Below are 19,815 nucleotides of genomic sequence, written 5' to 3' on the forward strand. Positions count from 1 at the left end.
TTCTTGTGCGGGTTATTCAAGCTCGGCCATGGGAGAGGCGTGAGCGTCGTGCCAGCGAATCGACGATGACCGCAATGGCAAGGACCGCGCCCGTAATCATGTACCGTAGCGACGAGGAGAGATCGAGCAGCGTCAGGCCGCTCGCGATGGACTGGATGACGATGACGCCGAGCAGTGCGGAATAGGCGCTCCCGCGACCGCCGAACAGGCTCGTGCCGCCGATGACCGCGGCGGCGATCGCGTTGAGATTTACATCCCCGGTCCCGGCCTGCTGGCTGGAAGATGCCAGCCGCGCCGCGGCAAGAATGCCGCCGGCCGCCGCCAGCGTGGAGCACAGCACGAACGCGGTCAGATAGACCCGGCGAACATTGATGCCGGCCCGGCGGGCCGCCTCGCGATTGCCGCCGACGGCAGACATCGAACGGCCCCATTTGGTCCGTGTCAACGCGTAGTTCATGACCACGCACAGGCCGACGAACAGACCGAACATCCACGGAATGCCGCGGCCGAGATTGAGATAATAGACGACGAATTCGAGCATGACGGTGACCAGCAGCGCCTTCAGCACCATGCGGCCGAGCGAACTGGCCGATAGCCCCGCCTGCCGCCGGCGCAACGCTGTGCGATAGCTGGTCACGAACATCACAAGGCTCGCAACCGCCGCCAGCACGTAGGACACGATTGGCGGCATGACGAGCATCTGCCCGAAATTGACCAGCGGCGATCCGTACGGAAGGTTGATCGAGCCCGAGGAGCCGAGCAGATACAGCTGCAGGCCCAGCCACCCCAGCAGGCCGGCGAGGGTCGAGACGAAGCTCGGCATCCCCAGCCGATTGAACAGAAATGCGTAGAGCGCGCCGATGGCAGCGCCCAGCACCAACGCCGTGACGATCGCCACAGCGACCGGCCAATCCTGACCGACCCAAAGCACGCCGACGAGCGCCGAAGCGAACCCGCTCACCGAACCGACCGAGAGGTCGATCTCGCCGACCATCAGGATACAGACGATGCCCAGCGAGATCACCCCCACCGTCGAGCAATCGAACAGCAAATTGACCAGGTTGTTCGGCGCCAGGAAAACAGGGTTGAGACTCTCGAACGCCGTGCAGATGACAATGAGCCCGACGACCACCGGCAGCGAACCGAGGTCGCCCGACCGCACGCGATCCACAAACGCGCTGAACATGTTCCCAAATGTGTCCGCGTGCCTGACCCGCTCATCACTGCGGTCGAGCAGGCGCGCGGTCGAAACCTGTTGCGTGTCGTCGGTCATCGCCCAAGCTCCGGCGACTGATGGGCGCGGCGCCGGCTGGCGCGGCGCGAGACCGAGTTCTCGTCCGCACCGGTAATCGCGGTGACGAGATCCTGGTTCGAAGCGTCGGGCTCGAATTCGCCATTGTTGCGGCCGAGGCGCAACACCACAATCCGGTCGGCGACCGCGCGGACGTCCTCCATGTTGTGGCTGATCATGATGACGCCGAGGCCGCGGGCGCGAACGCGCTCGACGAGGTCGAGCACCTCGGCGGTTTGGGCGACGCCGAGCGCGGCAGTGGGCTCGTCGAGCAGGATGAGCTTCGGTTCAGTGAGCAGCGAACGCGCGATCGCCACGGTCTGGCGCTGTCCGCCGGAGAGCGACGCAACCGGCTCACGCACGCTCGGGATCCGCGCCGACAATTCGTTGAGGAGCGTCCAGGCGCGGAGCTCCATGGAGACCTCGTCGAGCCGCATCGGATTGAGCTCGCGGCCGAGGAAGATATTTGCGACCACGTCGAGGTTTTCGCAGAGCGCCAGATCCTGGAAAACGGTGGCGATGCCGAGGCCGAGCGCAGTGGACGGATCGGACAGGACGACCGGCTCGCCGCCGAAGGCAATCGTTCCAGAGCTGGGCTGGTGCACGCCGGCAAGGATCTTCACCAGCGTGGATTTTCCGGCACCGTTGTCGCCTACGAGCGCTACGACCTCGCCGGCATGCACGTCGAGATCGACGTTGGTCAGGGCGGACACGGCGCCGAAATGCTTGGAAATTCCGCGAAGACTCAAGACCGGTTTGCGCGGTCCGCCTTCCGGGTGATCGACATCCGAGATCATGGTCATGTCCCAGTCCGCCCTCTCGTCGTTCGTCCCGGCCGCCGCGAGCGGCCGGGACGGACGCAGTTACTGCGTGATGCCAAGCTTCTTGCAGCCGGCGGCATATCGGCCCGTGCAGAGCTGATCGGCCGTCTGGATCTTCTTGTCGATGATCTCCGCCTTCAGGTTCTCCTGAGTGACGACCGCCGGCACGAACAGGTTCGATGGCGCGTTGAAGAGCGTAGTTTCCGCCTTGGGCGTCTCGCCGGAGAGGAACTTCACCGCCGCCTGGGCGGCCGCAGCGGCCACGATCTCGCTGGGCTTGGAGATCGTGTTGTACTGATCACCGGCGATGACGAGCTGGAGCGCGGCAATCGTCGCATCGTTGCCTGTCACCGGCGGCACCGGATCGACGCCTGCGGCCTTGAAAGCGGCAATTGCACCACCGCCCGTGCCATCATTGGCGGCCACGACGCCGAGGATCTTCTTGCCGAAGCGGGTGACCTGGCCGCTCGCCCACTGCTGCGCCTTCGGCGGCGCCCAGTCCGGCGTGTCGTATTCGGCGAGAATCGGATAGCCGCTCTTATCAAGGCCCGCGTGGATGCCCTTCTTGATGAGCCCCGCAGCGGCATCGGTCGGCGATCCATTGATCTCAAGCACGCCCTCACCTTCCTTCGCCGTGACGTTGGCGGCCTTCAGATGCTTGATGAGCGAGTCGGAGATGGCCTTGCCGATGGCTTCGTTGTCGAAGGAGACGTAGAAATCGACCTTGGCGTCGGGGACCGGCCGGTCATAGGCAATGACCTTGATGCCCTGCGACTGTGCCATCTTGACCAGGGAGGCCGCAGCGGTCGAGTCGACAGGGTCGAGCACAATGACCTTGGCGCCCTGCGAGATCACCGAGTTGAATTGCTGTTGCTGCCGTGCCGCATCTGCGCTGGCGTTCTGGTAGATCACCTTGCAACTTGCGCAGAGCTTCTTCATCTCCGCAGCGAAGCCCGGATAGTCATGTTGTTCGTAGCGGGTGGACGCCTGATCCGGCATCAGGAAGGCAACGGTCGCGTCCTTCACCTCTGCGGCCTGCGAGAACATGGCCGTTGTGCCGAGCAGGGACAGGGCCAGGGCCAGTGTGCCCGTATGTTTCGGAGAGAACCTTTTCATTCGGACTTTCCTTTCCAGAACTAGAGTGCTGTGGTTGATCCTTGAAGATGGGCCTTCGCGGCTCCCGTCCCCGGCGGCGATGAGTGCCGGTGCTCCGAAGCCCGCGCGGAATTCCTGGACAAGCGATTCCTGTCGCGGGCTGCCATCGGCATGCCCGCGTCATTCTTCCCGTGGTGGTCTCCTCCTTTGCTTTTCGCCGGCTAGGCCGCGCGTGCCGTATTGATGTTCTGCGCGAGCAATCGCCTGAAGCGCGAAGGCGGCATGCCTTTCTCGGCCAAGAACTGCCGGTTGAAATTGGAGAGATTGTTGAAGCCGACCTCGAAGCAGATGTCGGTGATGGACGCCTGCTCGTCGCTCATCAGGATCTGGCAGGCGAGATTGATGCGCAGGCGCTTGACGTATTGCACCAGCGACATGCCCGTGTGCCGGCGGAAGGAGCGCGAGAACGCGCTCTGCGATTGGCCGGCGATGGCCGCAAGCTCGGCTTCACCGAAAGGCTGCGTCAGGTTTTTTCGGATGAAGGCGAGTGCCTTATTCATGCCCGCAGACATATAGCCAGACGGGTCGGGCAGATATTTCGGACTGGAGAGCGGACGCGCATTTCGCGAGCGACTGAGTGTCCCCAAGACCATCAAGAACAGCTCGATTCGACGCACGCCGTTCGCCGTCACGATCTCCTCCATGAGTGGGGCGACCGCTTCGCTCGTGCTGCGGGTGAAAAGCGCGCCGCGGCGGGAGAATTCCAGCAGCGATGCAAGGCCCGAAAGCTCGGGCATGACCTTTATCAGGTCGCCTAGAAATTCTTCGCTGAACTGGAGGACGCGTCCCCGCAGCGGAATGGTGGTCCCCGCCGGCAGATCGCTCACCCAATTGTGCGGCAAATTGGGGCCGGTGAGCACGAGATTGCCCGGCTCGAACTCGCCAATGAAGTCGCCGACGAAATAGCGACCGCAGGTGGCTACAACCTGATGGAGCTCGTATTCGGGATGGAAATGCCAGCGGACCGTGTGGAATGGGTAGCCGTGCGACCACGCCTTGAACGACTCGCCACGCCGTATCTGGACAACTTCCAGGTCCGGTTCCATGTCCGCTCCCTTCGGGCCGGTGCGGCTTGCAATGATCCGCCCCTGTTCCCTTATCGGCTGAATTTGCTCAGCGTTTCCTCTCGTCGGGAGAGTAGCGACCGGTACCTAGGCACGCCACCACCATTTCAATGTGCAACTGATACTTTTTTGATGTGCAGCACACAGCGACCCCGTAACGGCGTCCGCAGTCTCCGCGAAACGGCGTCTCACAACAGGGGCTCTACCGAAAGTGCGGTCTCGCGCGCGGAGGTTGCATATTCTGCAGCAATTAATCTTGCCGAAGCGAGGAAAACCGCCATGTTCCCGCAAAAGATGCGCACCGAAAGTGACAGAATTCGGCGCCATGTTGATGGAGGAGCACAAGCGGAAGGAGCAGAGCCGACCCGATGACGCCAGATGCGATCGACCGATTGCCAGGCTACTTCGTCAACCTGAAGCGCCCCGCTTCCACCTTGATCAGAAACGCCGAGCGCTCGTCGTAGCCGTTGTGCTCGGTTGCGCTCGTCGTGGACAGGCCGCTGTTCAGATACACCTCCTTACGAAGTTGGCCGTCCGAGATGGACATTAAGTCCCTTACGCAGATGGACACCGTGAAATCCATCTGGCGATCTCAACTGACTAGAGCCTATTTTTGATCTGGCAGCATTGCGCAGTCAAACCGACGCGAAGTTCGGCACGACGTTGCGTTGAAGATGCAACAAGCGATGTGATGTCAGCGGCTGACGTGCCACAGCGCGATCCAGCCCTCTTTCCGATAGCGCTGAACGGGCATAAACCAGTGATTGCGAGAAAACGTCTGCGGACGATCCGCGCCGCTTCTTCGCGGTGCTTTGGCAGCTGCAGCTTAGGCTGGGCACACCTGCCCGTTTGTGGCAGATTCAGAGCTTAGGAAAGCACCTCCTCACCCAGCATTGGGTCACTTGGAGGCTTCCGGTTGAACCCCATCGTTTTCGGTTCGACGCGCATGGACAACAGGTTCCAAGTGCTATGGGAGGACGATGCCCGCATCTTTTGCCGGGCTTTGTGTCCGGATTCCGATACCACCTGCAGAGCTGTATTGGCGGTACTTCCCAAGGCGAAGCACGCTTCGTCCGGCATCCTCGATCGGCTCGCTCACGAGTTCGAACTGAAGGACCAACTGGATGGCGCGTGGGCAATGCGGCCGCTCGGGCTGGAGTACGACGGTGGTCGCCCTGTTCTGCTGCTTGAGTATCCTGGCGGCCAGCCACTCGAGCAGTTGCTTGGTGCGCCCATGGACATCGAGCCCTTTTTGCGACTAGCAATCGAGATCGCGAGAGCCTTGAACCAAGTGCATCAGCGCGGCCTCGTTCACAAGGACGTTAAACCGGCGCATATACTGGTAAACTGCGACGACGAACGGATCCGGTTCACCGGCTTCGGTATCGCTTCGCGCCTGGTCCGGGAGCGACGCACGCCCGGGCCGCCCGAGTTCATCGTGGGCACGCTCCCTTACATGGCACCCGAACAGACCGGCTGGATGAACCGCTCGATCGATTTCCGTAGCGACCTCTACTCGCTTGGTGTGACGCTCTATCAAATGCTGACTGGCTCGCTGCCGTTCACCGCGGCACATTCGATGGAGTGGGTCCATTGTCATATCGCGCGAAAGCCCGTACCGCCCAACGAGCGCCTGAGCACTGTACCGACTGCAATCTCGGCCGTAGTACTCAAGCTGCTCGCCAAGTCCGCAGAGGAACGTTATCAGAGCGCGTCGAGCCTTGAGCATGATCTACGCCGCTGCCTGCATGAATGGGAAACCGGACGTCGGATCGAAAACTTTGCCCTCGGGCAATATGACACGCCCGACCGACTGCTGATCCCCGAAAAGCTCTATGGAAGAGACCGCGAGATTGAAATCTTGCTGGGCGCGTTCGACCGCATGCTCAAGAGCGGCGCTCCGGAATTGGTGCTGGTTTCCGGCTATTCCGGCGTGGGCAAGTCCTCGGTGGTCAATGAGCTCCATCATCGGCTTGTTCCGTCGCACGGACTGTTCGCATCGGGCAAGTTCGATCAGTACAAACGCGATATTCCGTATTCGATGCTGGTCGAGGCATTTCGGAGCCTCGCGAGGTCTCTTCTAAGCAAGAATGACGTCGAACTCGCGAACTGGCGCCAAGCCTTTCAAAATGCGCTGGGCGCAAATGGCCAGCTTGTTGCCAACCTGATTCCTGAATTGCGGCTGATCATAGGAGAGCAGCCTCCCGTTCCTGATCTCCCGCCACCGCAGGCACAAAACCGCTTTCATCACGTACTGCGGCGCTTCATAGGGGTATTCGCACGTTCCGAGCATCCGTTGGTACTTTTCCTCGACGATCTTCAATGGGTCGACGCCGCCACGTTGGATCTCATTGAGGATCTGTTGACCCGGACCGATCTGCAATACCTGATGCTGATCGGGTCCTTTCGGGACAACGAGGTCACCGCCGCCCATCCGTTACGGCGTCGGCTTGAAGCCATAGAGAACGCTGGCGCAAACCTACAACAGATCATTCTTGCGCCGCTTGCCGGCGAACACATTTCGCACCTGATTTCTGATGCTCTAGGCTGCAATTTGCTGCATGCGGCGCCGCTCGCGCATTTGATCCACGATAAAACGGCCGGCAATCCATTCTTCGTGAATCAGTTCCTCCACGTGCTTGCGGCAGAAGGTCTCGTCCGCTTTGATTATGATGCGAGGTGCTGGTGCTGGGATCTGGATCGCATTCACGCTAAGGGGCACACCGACAACGTCGTGGATTTGATGATCGCAAAGCTGGCACAGCTGCCGGCTGACACACAGAACACGCTGCGGGAGTTGGCCTGTCTCGGAAATTTCGCCGAAACCACGACACTCTCGGTCGTCCTTGGGCTCTCCGAGCAGCAGGTTCATGCGGCGCTCTGGGAGGCGGTCCGCCAGGAATTGATCGAGCAACAGGCTGACGCCTACAGGTTTGTCCACGACCGCGTACAAGAAGCCTGCTATTCGCTGATCCCGGAGCATCAACGCGCGGCGCTCCATCTGCGAATCGGGCGGCAATTGCTGGCGCAGACATTCGGGGGGAAGCGCGATAAGGCGATCTTCGCAATCGTCAATCAGCTCAACCGCGGCGCGGCCTTGATCACCTCGCGAGATGAACGTGTGCAGCTTGCGGAGCTCAATCTGACAGCCAGCCTGCGCGCGCGGGCGTCGGCGGCCTACGCGGCATCGCTCAATTACGCCGTAACTGGTGCGGCATTGTTACCGCACGACCGTTGGGAGCGCTTCCAGCGGCTTGCTTTTTCGCTCGAGTTGCATCGCGCCGAATGCGAGTTCGTGACCGGCGCTGTCGTTGAGGCGGAACAGCGCTTACAGGAACTTACGACGCGAATCTCGAGTGCAACTGACCTTGCAGTCGTCGCACGCCGGCTGGTGGATTTGTACACGGCGCTAAGCAAGCCGGACCGCGCTGTGGGCGCCGGTCTCAGCTGTCTGGAGCAACTCGGGATTCGATGGCTGGCCCACCCGAGCGATGATCACGTCCGACAGGAATACGAGCGCGTCCGATCTCGCCTCGGAGACCAAGCCATCGAGGAGGTGTTGGATCTGCCGCTGATGACCGACCCGCTCGCACTGGCCATGTTGGATCTTTTGACGGCTCTCATGCCGCCTGCATTCTTCACCGATACGAACCTTCGCTCGCTGGTGGTCATCAAGGCGGTGGATTTCAGCCTGGAGTGGGGGAACAACGATGCTTCCTGCGTTCCCTACGTCATGTTCGGCGCCATTGCCGGCGCGCGCTTCGACGACTATGAGGCGGGGCTTCGATTGAGCCGTATCGGCACTGAGCTGGTCGAGCGGCGGGGATTTTCGCTCGTTCAAGCGAGGACCTACCTGAACTATGGCAACCTTGTCCTTTCATGGACAAAGCCCCTCCGGCACGCGCGAGACGCGTTTCGACGCGCATTTGAGGCGGCGAGCAACAGTGGCGATATCACGTTCGCTGCCTTCAGCTGCGCCAGCCTGAATACAAACTTCCTTGCGGCGGGCGATCCGCTTGCAGACGCACAACGCGAAGCCGAGCACGGATTGCGGTTGACCGAGAAGGCGAAATTTGCGCTGATCGGCGACATCATAAAGCCGCAACTTTGGCTCATCCGGATGCTGCGTGGCCTGACGCGGCGGTTCGGCGCTCTTCACGACAACCAGTCCGACGAGCTTCGGTTCGAGCGGCATCTGGCTGCTGATCGGGCGCTCGCATTACCTGAGAGCTGGTACTGGATACGCAAGCTGCAAGCGTGCTTTTTTGCCGGCGACTATGTGTCGGCCGCTGCCGCCGCAGCCAGGGCTCGGAGCCTACCGTGGTCACCACCTCAGCTATTCGAAACGGCGGAATACGAGTTCTATGCAGCATTGGCCCACGCTGCATGCTGGGATTTGGCCCCTCCTGAAGAACAGCAAAGGCACTTTGAAGCGCTGACGGTCCACCAGCAGCAGCTCGAATTGTGGGCGCAAAATTGCCCTGAGAGCTTCGCGAATCGCGCTGTACTCGCCGGCGCAGAAATCGCCCGCCTCCAAGGCAGAGAACTCGACGCGGAGCGTCTCTATGAACAAGCCATCCGCTCCGCCCGCGGCAACGGCTTCGTCCACCACGAGGGACTTGCTTACGAAATGGCCGCCCGCTTTTACGGCACGCGTGGCTTCGAAGAGTTTGCTCGCATCTATCTGCAAAATGCGCGCGATTGCTATGTTCGTTGGGGGGCGGACGGCAAGGTGCGGCAACTTGAGGATATCCATCTGCACCTCAAGGAGGTGAGATCAGAGCCCGGCCCGATGAGTACCATCGGGGCGCCGGTCGAGCATCTCGACCTCACGACGGTGATCAAGGTGTCTGAAGCGGTATCAGGTGAGATGGTCTTGGAAAAGCTCATCAAGACGCTGATGCACACGGCCATTGAACAAGCAGGCGCTGAACGGGGTCTGTTGATCCTGTCGCACGAGAACAACGAGCCGCGCATCGAGGCGGAAGCCACGACAACCGGCGAGAGAGTAACCGTCGAACTGTGCGATGCAGCGGTGACCGAGGCTCTGGTTCCGGAATCTGTTCTCTATTACGTAATGCGGACCAGAGAGTGCGCTGTTCTCGAGGATGCCGCCTGCCAACCTCCTTTTGCTACGGACCCCTACCTTGGTCGGCGCAAGCCTCGTTCCATTCTTTGCTTGCCTCTCATCCACCATGGGAAGCTTATCGGGGTGCTCTACCTTGAGAACACACTGACGCCCCACGTTTTCGCACCCGCGAGACTTGCTGTTCTAAAACTTCTCGCCTCACAAGCGGCAATCGCGCTGGAAAATGCGGCTCTGTACCGCGATGTCAGAGAACGCGAAGCGAAGATCCGCCGCCTTGTCGACGCCAACATTATTGGGATCATCATCTGGGAGCTTGAAGGTCCCATTCTGGAGGCCAATGACGCGTTTCTGCGCATCGTGGGCTACGACCGTGAGGATCTCGCCTCTGGTCGCCTGCTCTGGACTGCCCTGACACCGCCGGAATGGCTCGACCGGCACGAACGATGGTGGATCCCGGAACTCAAGAAGATGGGGAGCGTACAGCCGTTCGAGAAGGAGTATTTCCGTAAGGACGGAAGCCGCGTGCCGGTCTTGATCGGAATGGCCGCGTTCGACGAGCAACGGGACCAAGGTGTCTCCTTTGTCGTCGACCTGACGGAGCGTAAACGGTCCGAAGAGGCTCTGCGGGCGAGCGAAGAGCGTTTTCGTACTCTCGTACAGTTCTCTTTCGACGTGTACTGGGAATCAGATGCGGACCATCGCTTCATCCGCCAGGAGTTCGCCGAAACCGTTGCTGACGCTCCCACATCGGGCTCTGAACTTGGTAAAACGCGCTGGGAAGTGCCCTACTTGGAGCCCGACGAGGAGGCTTGGCGCATGCATCGGGAGACGCTCGATGCCCACCTGCCGTTCCGTGACTTCGAGCTCGCGCGCCCTACGGCCGACGGCCGCAAGCGCTACGTCTCCGTCTCCGGGATGCCGGTTTTCAACAAGTCCGGCCAGTTCATCGGCTATCGCGGCGTAGGACGCCACATCACCGAACAGAAGCGCGCCACGGAGGCCCTGCGCGAGATGCAGATGGAGTTGGCGCATGCCAACCGCCTCGCCACCATGGGCGAACTCACGGCCTCGATCGCCCACGAAGTAAGCCAGCCGGTCGCCGCGGCATCCATGAATGCTGGTGCGGCCGCGCGGTTCCTTGCTAGAGACCCACCCGATCTCGAAAGGGTCAGGCAATCACTGGACTGGGTCATTAACGATACTGCGCTCGCCAGCGACATCATCCAGCGAATTCGCGATCTCATCAAGAAAGCACCGCCCCGGAAGGATAATTTGGATATTAACGAAGCGATCCGGGACGTGATTGAGCTTACCCGCGGCGAAGCGATGAAGAACGGCGTCTCGGTACAAGCGGAACTTGCAGACAGCTTACCGCTTGTGGAGGGCGATCGTGTCCAATTGCAGCAAGTGGTCCTTAATTTGATTGTCAATGCAGTCCAGGCAATGGGCACCGTGGCGGACGACGCCAGAAGGGTGCTTATCACCACCGGTGAGGTCGGCCCGGATCGTGTTCTTGTCGAGGTGCAGGACTCGGGACCGGGGTTGGCAGTGGAAAATCTCGAGCACGTCTTCACCCCCTTTTACACGACGAAGCCGAACGGGCTCGGGGTAGGACTGTCCATCTGCCGTTCGATTATCGAAGCTCATGCCGGGCGCTTGTGGGTGACGCCTAACCGGCCCCGCGGAGCGACTTTTCACTTCACCGTGCCGGTCCGTCGCGCAGACGCTTCCTGATCATCGCCTGCCCGTGCTTCTCCACGATAGGACGAGTCCGACTTCGACCGCGCAGAACCGCCTAATCCAGACGGAGAAACTCGCCTTTTCCTGGCCAGCTCACCGCGGGTATTGCGCATGAAATCAAGAACCCACTGAACTTCGTCAACAACTTCTCGGCGCTCTCGACCGAGCTTATCGACGAAGTGAGCGCGCACTTTCGGGTCAGAACAGCTTTCCTTCAGCAACCTTTTGGAATCGGCAAACCGGCCTGTGACGTACCGCACCTGGACCAGGGAAACGCCCCTCGGTACCGATGCCCCGCAGCCGCAAATTTGGGGCTGGCGTAGTTCCTACTCCAGCAAAAGGCTGCTGAAGTCGTTGGCTTCGGGCGTTTCGCCATGCGTTAGCTCTGATGCGTCCAACGACCGGATATTTCCATATTCGCGATACATTAGGCATCCCTGCGGCGTCGCCCAGTTGCGAGCAGCACCAGCAAGAAGGAAGCCGCCGTCATCAGCGTCGAGATCGCGGCAATCGTCGGATCGATCTCGTCGCGGAGCGCGGTGAACATGCGCTTGGTCAGCGGCTGATATTGCCCGCCGGAGATGAACAGAGCGACGATGGTCTCGTCCATCGCCGAGATGAAGGCGAAGACGCCGCCCGCAACCACGCTGGACTTGATCTGCGGCAGCGTCACGGCAAAGAAGCTGCGCAGGCGGTTCATGCCGAGGCTGCGTGCCACCATCTCCTGCGCCGGGTCGAAGCTCTGCAGGCCCGCGAGCACCGAGATCACGACGTAAGGCAATCCCAGCATCACGTTCGCCAGCACGAGGCCGGGCATGGTCGCGACCAGGCCGACCTTGGCATAGACGAAGAAGATGCCGACCGCAGTGATGATGATCGGTACCACCAGCGGCAGCAGCAGCGCCATGTGGATCAGCCGCGTGATCCGCAGCTTCGACTGGCTGATGGCATAGGCGGCCGCAACGCCGAACGGGGTGGCGATCACCACGGTCAGCAGCGCGACCGTCAGCGTCACCCGCGTCGCCTGCATCCAGGCGGAGTTCGAGAAAAATTGCTCGTACCAGCGCAGCGAGAAGGACGGCGGCGGGAAGGTCAGGAAGCGCGCGCTGGAGAACGAGATCGGCGCGATTATCAGGACGGGAAGGATCAGATAGACCAGCACCAGCGCGCTGATGACGTAGAGAGCAATTCGTGCGGGCGAGGTGCGCATCATTTCTGCCCCAGCACGCGGTCGAGCGAGATGAAGCGGCTGACGATGAAGAAGATCGCGAGCACGCTGAGGAGCAGCACCACGGCAACCGCGCTCGCAGCTCCAAATTGGTTGTAGAGCTCGACATTGCGGCTCACCAGCATCGACACCATCACGGTGCGGCCGCCGCCGAGCAGCTCCGGCGTGATGTAGAAGCCGAGGCAGAGTACGAACACCATGGTGCAGCCGGCGAGCACACCGGGCAGCGACAACGGCAGGAACACGCGCATGAAGGTCAGCGAAGGGCTCGCACCCAGGCTGGCGCCGGCCTGCATCAGATCGTTCGGTATCTTCTGCATGGTGGCATAGAGCGGCAGCACCATGAACGGCAGCAGGATGTGCACGGTCGCGACTACCGTGCCAAACGTATTGTGGACCAGCGCGAGCGGCTCGGAGATGACGTCGAGATAGCGCAAAAACTGGTTGATCACGCCGGTGCGCTGGAGCAGCGCCAGCCAAGCATAGGCGCGCACCAGCACGCTGGTCCAGAACGGCAGCACCACCAGCGACAGGATGAGAATGCTCAATCCCTTCGGGACCGAATTGGCGAGGTAGGCCACGGGATAGCCGAGCAGCAGCGCGATCACTGTGACCGCGAGGCTGATCTCGAACGTGAGCGCAAAGCTGCGCCAGTAGATGTCCTCGGTGAAGATTCGGCGGTAATTCTCGAGCGTGAAACCGTCATGGTAGATCGACTGCCAGGCCAGCCAGCCGACCGGCAGCACGATAAGAGCCAGGATCACCAGCAGCGCCGGCGACACCAATGCCACCATCAGGCCGTTCTCACGGCGCTGATGCTTTTGCGATGGATCTGGCACGGATGTCGCCAAGGCTGATCTCGCTTACTTCTGCATGAACGATGCCCAGCGCTTCTCGGCGGCTTCGCCGGCGGGCGAGGACCACCAGGCGTAGGACATGAGCGCCTGCTTGGCCGCGTTCGCCGGCTCGCTCGGCAATTGCGCGGCGCGCTCGGGCTTGATCACGCCCGTCTCGAACGCCTTGGGATTGCCCGGGCCGTAATCGATGTGGAGCGGCAGGTTGGCCTGGTGCACGGGATCGATGGCCTCGTTGAGGAACTTGACGGCGGCGGCAAGGTTTGGTGCCCCCTTGAGAATGCAGAGGGAGGTGCTCTGCAAGATGCCCTGGTTGTAGGTGAAGGACACTTTGGCGCCCTCCTTGGCAACCGCACTGACACGGCCGTTCCAGGCCATCTCCATGTCGACCTCGCCGTCATTGAGGAGCTGCGCCGACTGCGCACCGGATGTCCACCATACCGTGATGTGCGGCTTGATCTCCTCCAGCTTCTTGAAGGCGCGGTCGACGTCGAGTGGATAGAGCTTGTCCGGCGCGACGCCGTCGGCCATCAGCGCGGCCTCGAGCGTCGCGAACGGGTGGTTGCGCAGCGCGCGCCGGCCGGGAAATTTCTTCACGTCCCAGAAATCGGCCCAGCTGTTCGGCGCGTCCTTCGGGAATGTCTTCTGGCTGTAGGACAGCACGCTGGAATAGAACTCATAAGAGACCGAATAGGGACTGCGATAGGCCTCCGGCATCGCCGCGCCGTTTGGAATCTTCGAAAAGTCGAGCTTCTCGATCAGCCCTTGCTCGCCGCCTCGCAGGCAGTTGCCGGTCGGGGTATCCACGACGTCCCAGATCGGCTTGCCGCTGCCGACCTGGGTCTTGATCGCGGGCCAGGCGTCGGGAATGGAATCCTGGTTGATGGTGATGCCGAGCTTCTTGGCGGAGGGATCGAGGATCGCGACCGTCTGCGCCTGCTGGTAGGCGCCTCCTTGCGAGACGAAGGTGATTTGCTCGGCGGCATCAGCCGCGCTAGTCGATCCGAATACGCCCAACAGCGCGCAGCCCAGTCCGAAATTGCGCTTCATGTTCATCTTCGCCTCCTCCATCGCCAAAGTGATCTCACTGACCGATCGTATCCAGAAACTGGTACCAGCCAGCGACCACGCGCACGGCGGGCTCACGCAGCGGATAGAACGGGATCGCCTTCATCCGCTTGACGTCGAGCAGGCCGACATCCGGGCTCTCGCCGCGCACGAAGGCCGCGAGATAGCGGCCCATCAGGCTCGACATCGCGACGCCGGCGCCGTTGTAGCCCATCGACACCATCGTGCGGTCGTCGAGCCGGCCGATATGCGGCACCGAGTCCAACGTCATGGCGACGAGGCCCGACCATTTGTATGCGAGCGGGACATCGGCGAGATCGGGGAAGATGCCGACCATCGCCTTGCGCAAGGCATCGAATGCGGCTTGCGAATCCTGTCTGCCGAAGGCGCCGCGGCCGCCAAAGATCACGCGGTTGTCGACCATGCGGAACCATCGCATCATGCGCTTGGTCTCGGTATAGGTGCGCCCCGTCGGCATCAGCTTCCCTGCGAGATTGCCCGGCAGCTTCTCGGTTGCCACCATGGCGCTGCGGAACGGGATCAGCGTGCGCTGCAGATGCGCGGTGGCGCCGGTCAGATCGGAATAACTGTTGGTGGCAATTATCGCCTGCTTTGCGCGCACCGCCCCTCGCGGCGTCTCGGCGACGATGCCGTCCTTGTCGCGGTGAAGTTTGACAACCGGCGACTCCTGGAAGATCGGAACGCCGCGGCGCGTTACGCCGTCGGCGAGACCGCGCAGATAGTTTAGCGGATGGATACCGCCCGAGCCGGGATTGAGCACACCGCCGACGAAGGTGTCGGAGCCGGTTTCGTCACGCACGCCGTTCTTGTCGAGGATGCGGACCTCGGCCGAGCCCATCTCGCGCGTCATCCAGTTGGCTTCCTCGATCGCGGCCTTGAGCGTCGTCTCGTTATGCGCGGCCTTGACCTGGCCGGTGCGCACAAGATTCGCGTTCGCGATGCCGAACTCCGAGACCAGTTCCTCGACCATGTCGGTCGATTCATGCGCGATCTCGTACATGCGCTTCGCCATGGCGCGGCCATGCGCGGCGTCGATCTCGCGGAACGACAGGCGGAACTTTGCGGTGATCACCCCGCCATTGCGGCCACTCGCGCCCCAGCCGGGACGGTTGGCCTCGAGCACGACGGGGCTGAGCCCGCTCTTGGCAATGTGATGCGCGGCGGAGAGGCCGGTGTAGCCGGAACCGATAATCACCACATCGGCCTGTTGCTCGCCCGACAGCACGGGATAGTCGCGCGCCGGCTGCGCCGTGGCTTCCCACAGCGAATTGGCCGATGGCAGCGCGCTCCAGTCCCGTGTCATGCCGCCGCTCATCCGTTACGCCGCCGGACCGATCGCAGCGTCGGCGAGCGCCTTCAGGGTCGGGAAATGGAAGTCCGGCTTGGTCAGCGTCTCCACCGCCGGCGTGCCGCCGAAGCCCGCGATGCCCTGGCGACGCTCGATCCAGCACACCTTGTAGCCGAGCTTCCGCGCGATCCCGATGTCGTGATACTGGCTCTGCGCCACGTGCAAAATGTCGGACTGTTTGTAGCCGAAGGCGGACTGGCGGCCCTTGTTGTAGGCGAAGAATTCCGGGTTCGGCTTTGCCACGCCGGTGTCGTCGGCGCAGACGGTGTCGTCGAAGGGATTGCCGAGCGCGTGCGCGTAGCAGGACAGCGCGACACGGTCCGCGTTGGTCATCGCCACCAGACGGAATTTCGTCCGTAGACGTTTCAACGCCTCGACCGAGTCAGGGAACGGCCCCCAGCGCAGCACCGAAAGCTGGAACACGTCGCAGGACGCATCATCGGCCGGCAGTCCGAGTTCGGTCGCGAGATGGCGATAGACGTGGAACATCACTTCGCTCGAGCGCTCGTAATGCTTGTCGCGGCCGCGCTTGTAAGGCTCGAAGATCCGCTCGTCGCTGAGTTCGGCCGCCCTCTTGCCTCCGATCTTGCGCACGGCTTCGAGCACACCGGTTTCGAAATCGATCAAGGTGCCGACGACGTCGAAGGTGAGAACCTTGAAATTGCTGAACGCGGCTTGGGTCGACATGTCGTTTTTCTCTCAGGTTAGACAGGGCTAGGGGTCAGTCTACTCGGGGCACGATGATGGTGTCCTCGGGGTGAAGGGTGACGGTGAGGCTGCCGCCGAGCGGCGGAATGCGGCTGTACGCCTGGTGGTAGGAAGGCTGACGCAGGCTGAGCGCGATGCCGTCCGCGAGCGAGAGGAAGATGCGCAGGCTCTCGCCCTGATAGACGATGTCGGTCACCGTCCCGGTCAGGCGGTTGCAGGCGGCATCCTGCACGCCGTTGTCGATCAGCAGCTTTTCGCTGTGCACGGCAAGCATAAGGGAGTCGCCGTCGGGAATGGCGCGGGCACTGCGCAGCAGCGCATTGCCGAGCGCGACAGTGGAGGCATCGATGCGGCGGACGGGAAGCATGGTCGCCTCGCCGATAAAACTCGCGACGAAGGAATCGGCGGGATGATCGTGTAGGCGCGCCGGTTCGTCGATCTGGATCAGGCGACCGTCCTTCAAGACAGCGACGCGGTCGCTCATGGTCAGCGCCTCGCGCTGATCATGAGTGACATAGATGATGGTGGCGCCGATGCGCCTGTGCAGCTCGCGTAATTCGATCTGCATGGACTCGCGGAGCTGCTTGTCGAGCGCGGAGAGCGGCTCGTCCATCAGGATCAGGCGCGGCTCGAAGATCATGGCGCGCGCCAGTGCCACGCGCTGGCGCTGGCCGCCGGAGAGCTGCGCGATGCCGCGCTCCTCGTAGCCGGTAAGGCCGACCATGCCGAGTGCCGCGCGCACTTTGTCCGGCCAGCTCGCTTTCGGCAGCCGACGTGCACGCAGGGGAAAAGCGACGTTCTCACCGACGCTCATATGAGGAAACAGCGCGTAGTTCTGGAACACCACGCCGATGTCGCGCTTGTGCGGCGGCATGTAGGTGACGTCTCGGCCGCCGAACAGGATGGCACCAGAGGTCGGCAGGATGAAGCCGCCCAAAATTCCAAGCAGCGTGGTCTTGCCGGAGCCGGACGGGCCGAGCAGCGAGACGAATTCGCCGGCGCCGACATTGAGGGATACGTTGTCGAGGGCGCGAACGGCACCGTAGGCCTTGCTGGCCGACCTGATCTCGACGCTTTCCGCTCGTTTGTCCAACGATCGACTCCGTCCATCCCTAGCAATGGCGTGCCTCACTGCACGCCATAAGCCTGCTTTATAGATAGGATTTCGGAGCACTGGTGGTTGCAGCGTGCGCCGCAACCAAACTTCCCCCGGAAGCTCCTATCTTTAGGCTGTCATGTCGATGACACCAGACTTGGCAAAATCAAGCAATTGCCAAATTCTCACCGCGCTCATAACATCACGTTATGCCCGAGCTCCGCCGCATGCTGCCGTCCAGCAACGCCCTGTTCGTCTTCGACGCAGCGGCGCGCAATGGCAGCTTCACCGCGGCGGCCGCTGAATTGAACGTGACGCAGCCAGCCGTGAGCCGGATGCTCGGCCAGCTCGAGGAGCATCTCGGCGTCCGTCTGTTCGATCGCAAGGCGGGCCGCGCGGTGCTCACCGAGGAAGGCGAGCTGCTCTATCGCCGCGTGCTCGAAGGCTTCCGCAGCATCGAGAGCGGGCTCGTCGAGATCGAGCGGCGCCGCAAGGGCACCGAGACGGTGACGCTGTCGGTCTCCTCCGCCTTTACTACGCATTGGCTGATGCCGCGCATCGACAAGCTGCAGAAGCAGTTTCCCCAGGTCGACCTGCGCTTCCAACTTATCTCCGGCGCGTTACGCGGACCGGTGGAGAATGTCGATCTCGGCATGCGCTTCCGCGATCGTGACGAGCCATCCTCCGGCGGCACGCTGGTGATGAAGGAAGTCATGCTGCCGATGTGCAGCCCCGGCTATCTGGGGGAGACCGATTCTGCCGAAGGCAACACCATCATTCGTCTCGCCGAGACGCCGGGCGACTGGGCCGCGGATTACCCAACGCTTTTGACCGGGCGCCGCGGCGTAGCCAAGGGGCTGAGCTTCACCGATTACGCCGTGGTGGTGCAGGCCGCGCTGCTAGGTCAGGGAATTGCTCTCGGCTGGCTGACGGTGACCTCGCATTGGCTTCTGACGGGCGCACTGGTGCCGGCCTCCGATACACTAGCCACGACACGCCGCCTCTGCGAGTTCCTGCCGCCCCGCCATCGGCCCATGCGGCCCATCGCCGCCGAAATCCGAGATTGGATCGTCGCACAGATGCGACAAGAGGTGGCCGCGATCGACCGGCAATATCCGCAACTTGGATTGATGTCCGCTTGCTACGGCTTGAGTGTTACATCCTAGAATTGATAGCCGATAGGCGAAAGAGCAACCAAAAATCGCCTGCGAGCTGGTTCAAATCGGGAAGCCGCAACACCCCCATTATTTCGATTGATTGAACAGGAACTAGCGAACCTTGGGGCCTCTAGGCGGCCCCACGCCGGCAATACTCCGCCTCGCCGAGGCCGACCACGAGCAAGCTCTAGCAACCGATGTCCTATTCGAGCCGACCAGGCACAGAGACACCTCCTGACTTCACCGAGACCGATTGTACTGCCCCAGGTTCTAATCACGGGAGCCGCAAGGTCGACGTGATCTAGCCGACCGCTGCTCATCTCTTCGCATCGATGCGGCGAGCTAGGCTCTTGCTTTGGAAAATGCCCGGCTGGCGCCGCAGCTCGCCAAAGATCCCTCCTCTCAGCGCCGATACGTTCCGCGAAGAGGGCGCTGAACACGAGGCCGGGCGGTATGATGCTTTACCGGCGCCGCGGCTTTGTGCCGATCGGGTCATCCATTCATTGTCTCGTGGGTCTGCCCTACATCACTCCCGAGAGGTCTTGCGCGAGCGCCCGGCCCTTGCGGCTGCTTCTCTAGCTCGAGCAGGGTCGGCGGAAGCCAGATCACTCCACTCCAAACTTGCCTTCAATAAACTTGCCTTCAATCGATTTTTCTTGATCTCCCAGTGCACACCTCGTGCACACGCCACCCTCTAACCAATTGAAAAAACTAAACTCTCGCTCCAATCTCCATGGGCCAATTTGAGCTATCGACAGCCGACAATATCCAAGCCGATCCATAGTGGACCGCCTTAACCCCATAGACTTCTCCAGCTGAGCGATCGATCGGCTAGCGTTTGGTTGAGACGTATTCAGAATGCGGGCAGCAGCGGTTGTGGAGCCGGAGACCATCACGGCTCGAAATGCTTCTACATGTGAAATGGGCATCAATACCTGCAACCTTTCCCGGCCTCCGACTCGAGTTCGAGAGTCTAGGAGCCCAGATGATATCAAAGAGCAAGTCTCGTGACCCGTGGCGCCGCGGACCGCGCCGGTTTTGCACCAGAAACAACCCGAACGAACCAAGACAAACGAGCTCAACCGACGCAAAAACCGAAGGAAATCAACGGGTCCGGTCGTGACCCCGCCGCTCATAACAGTGTGGTTGCAGGTTCGAGTGCCGCCGGTGCGGCA

At 61.6% G+C, this 19,815-nt stretch carries 13 protein-coding genes and 1 pseudogene; 2 read left to right on the plus strand and 12 right to left on the minus strand.

What is annotated here, in order from left to right; genetic code table 11:
* Positions 1 to 16 precede the first annotated feature (16 nt).
* The 5 genes and pseudogenes from RAD10_RS17695 to RAD10_RS17715 all read right to left on the minus strand — a co-directional run.
* Positions 17 to 1,273 carry a sugar ABC transporter permease gene (locus tag RAD10_RS17695; RefSeq protein WP_461618526.1) on the minus strand — a complete coding sequence of 419 codons (1,257 nt, stop codon included), beginning with the start codon at positions 1,271 to 1,273 and terminating at the stop codon, positions 17 to 19.
* The gene (locus RAD10_RS17700) at positions 1,270 to 2,094 is read right to left on the minus strand and encodes an ATP-binding cassette domain-containing protein (protein WP_183233461.1); all 825 of its coding nucleotides are present in this window, start codon (positions 2,092 to 2,094) and stop codon (positions 1,270 to 1,272) included. The genes RAD10_RS17695 and RAD10_RS17700 overlap by 4 nt, the downstream gene beginning before the upstream one ends.
* Before the next feature lie 60 nt (positions 2,095 to 2,154).
* On the minus strand, positions 2,155 to 3,228 hold the full coding sequence (locus tag RAD10_RS17705) for an ABC transporter substrate-binding protein (RefSeq protein ID WP_461618527.1): 1,074 nt from the start codon (positions 3,226 to 3,228) through the stop codon (positions 2,155 to 2,157).
* 200 nt (positions 3,229 to 3,428) lie between these two features.
* A complete protein-coding gene (locus RAD10_RS17710) occupies positions 3,429 to 4,313 on the minus strand; it encodes a helix-turn-helix domain-containing protein (protein WP_461618528.1) in 885 nt (294 codons plus the stop codon).
* Positions 4,314 to 4,731: 418 nt separating this feature from the next.
* A pseudogene (locus tag RAD10_RS17715) lies at positions 4,732 to 4,851 on the minus strand (ABC transporter substrate-binding protein); the annotation flags it as partial.
* A 426-nt stretch (positions 4,852 to 5,277) separates the two neighbouring features.
* Between RAD10_RS17715 and RAD10_RS17720 the strand changes: the two are divergent.
* A complete protein-coding gene (locus RAD10_RS17720) occupies positions 5,278 to 11,154 on the plus strand; it encodes an AAA family ATPase (protein ID WP_461618587.1) in 5,877 nt (1,958 codons plus the stop codon).
* 433 nt (positions 11,155 to 11,587) lie between these two features.
* On the opposite strand, the gene RAD10_RS17725 is transcribed toward RAD10_RS17720, so the two are convergent.
* From RAD10_RS17725 to RAD10_RS17750, 6 genes are all read right to left on the minus strand, one after another.
* Entirely contained in the window at positions 11,588 to 12,373 is a 786-nt protein-coding gene (locus tag RAD10_RS17725) for an ABC transporter permease (RefSeq protein ID WP_461618529.1), read from the minus strand.
* Entirely contained in the window at positions 12,370 to 13,182 is an 813-nt protein-coding gene (locus tag RAD10_RS17730) for an ABC transporter permease (protein WP_461618588.1), read from the minus strand. Before RAD10_RS17730 ends, RAD10_RS17725 begins: the two co-directional genes overlap by 4 nt.
* A gap of 69 nt (positions 13,183 to 13,251) precedes the next feature.
* Positions 13,252 to 14,298 carry an ABC transporter substrate-binding protein gene (locus RAD10_RS17735; protein ID WP_461618530.1) on the minus strand — a complete coding sequence of 349 codons (1,047 nt, stop codon included), beginning with the start codon at positions 14,296 to 14,298 and terminating at the stop codon, positions 13,252 to 13,254.
* Positions 14,299 to 14,326: 28 nt separating this feature from the next.
* Positions 14,327 to 15,634, minus strand: coding sequence for an NAD(P)/FAD-dependent oxidoreductase (locus tag RAD10_RS17740; protein WP_461618531.1), 1,308 nt, complete (start codon positions 15,632 to 15,634; stop codon positions 14,327 to 14,329).
* A gap of 15 nt (positions 15,635 to 15,649) precedes the next feature.
* Complete coding sequence (locus tag RAD10_RS17745; RefSeq protein ID WP_461618532.1) at positions 15,650 to 16,366, minus strand: HAD family hydrolase; 717 nt, start codon at positions 16,364 to 16,366, stop codon at positions 15,650 to 15,652.
* 34 nt (positions 16,367 to 16,400) lie between these two features.
* The gene (locus RAD10_RS17750; RefSeq protein ID WP_461618533.1) at positions 16,401 to 17,480 is read right to left on the minus strand and encodes an ABC transporter ATP-binding protein; all 1,080 of its coding nucleotides are present in this window, start codon (positions 17,478 to 17,480) and stop codon (positions 16,401 to 16,403) included.
* Between the two features lie 212 nt (positions 17,481 to 17,692).
* Between RAD10_RS17750 and RAD10_RS17755 the strand changes: the two genes are divergently transcribed.
* The gene (locus RAD10_RS17755) at positions 17,693 to 18,649 is read left to right on the plus strand and encodes a LysR family transcriptional regulator (protein WP_461618534.1); all 957 of its coding nucleotides are present in this window, start codon (positions 17,693 to 17,695) and stop codon (positions 18,647 to 18,649) included.
* 596 nt (positions 18,650 to 19,245) lie between these two features.
* Here RAD10_RS17755 and RAD10_RS17760 read toward each other — a convergent pair.
* A complete protein-coding gene (locus tag RAD10_RS17760; RefSeq protein WP_461618535.1) occupies positions 19,246 to 19,776 on the minus strand; it encodes a LysR family transcriptional regulator in 531 nt (176 codons plus the stop codon).
* Positions 19,777 to 19,815: the final 39 nt, after the last annotated feature.

It is taken from the genome of Bradyrhizobium sp. 23AC, from assembly GCF_054863025.1.

Excerpts from the sequence above, each read along its gene's own strand:
- RAD10_RS17695 (WP_461618526.1), bottom strand. The coding sequence starts at position 1,273 with ATGACCGACGACACGCAACAGGTTTCGACCGCGCGCCTGCTCGACCGC.
- RAD10_RS17700 (WP_183233461.1), bottom strand. The coding sequence starts at position 2,094 with ATGACCATGATCTCGGATGTCGATCACCCGGAAGGCGGACCGCGCAAA.
- RAD10_RS17705 (WP_461618527.1), bottom strand. The coding sequence starts at position 3,228 with ATGAAAAGGTTCTCTCCGAAACATACGGGCACACTGGCCCTGGCCCTG.
- RAD10_RS17710 (WP_461618528.1), bottom strand. The coding sequence starts at position 4,313 with ATGGAACCGGACCTGGAAGTTGTCCAGATACGGCGTGGCGAGTCGTTC.
- RAD10_RS17720 (WP_461618587.1), top strand. The coding sequence starts at position 5,278 with ATGGACAACAGGTTCCAAGTGCTATGGGAGGACGATGCCCGCATCTTT.
- RAD10_RS17725 (WP_461618529.1), bottom strand. The coding sequence starts at position 12,373 with ATGATGCGCACCTCGCCCGCACGAATTGCTCTCTACGTCATCAGCGCG.
- RAD10_RS17730 (WP_461618588.1), bottom strand. The coding sequence starts at position 13,182 with ATGGTGGCATTGGTGTCGCCGGCGCTGCTGGTGATCCTGGCTCTTATC.
- RAD10_RS17735 (WP_461618530.1), bottom strand. The coding sequence starts at position 14,298 with ATGAACATGAAGCGCAATTTCGGACTGGGCTGCGCGCTGTTGGGCGTA.
- RAD10_RS17740 (WP_461618531.1), bottom strand. The coding sequence starts at position 15,634 with ATGACACGGGACTGGAGCGCGCTGCCATCGGCCAATTCGCTGTGGGAA.
- RAD10_RS17745 (WP_461618532.1), bottom strand. The coding sequence starts at position 16,366 with ATGTCGACCCAAGCCGCGTTCAGCAATTTCAAGGTTCTCACCTTCGAC.
- RAD10_RS17755 (WP_461618534.1), top strand. The coding sequence starts at position 17,693 with ATGCCCGAGCTCCGCCGCATGCTGCCGTCCAGCAACGCCCTGTTCGTC.
- RAD10_RS17760 (WP_461618535.1), bottom strand. The coding sequence starts at position 19,776 with ATGAGCGGCGGGGTCACGACCGGACCCGTTGATTTCCTTCGGTTTTTG.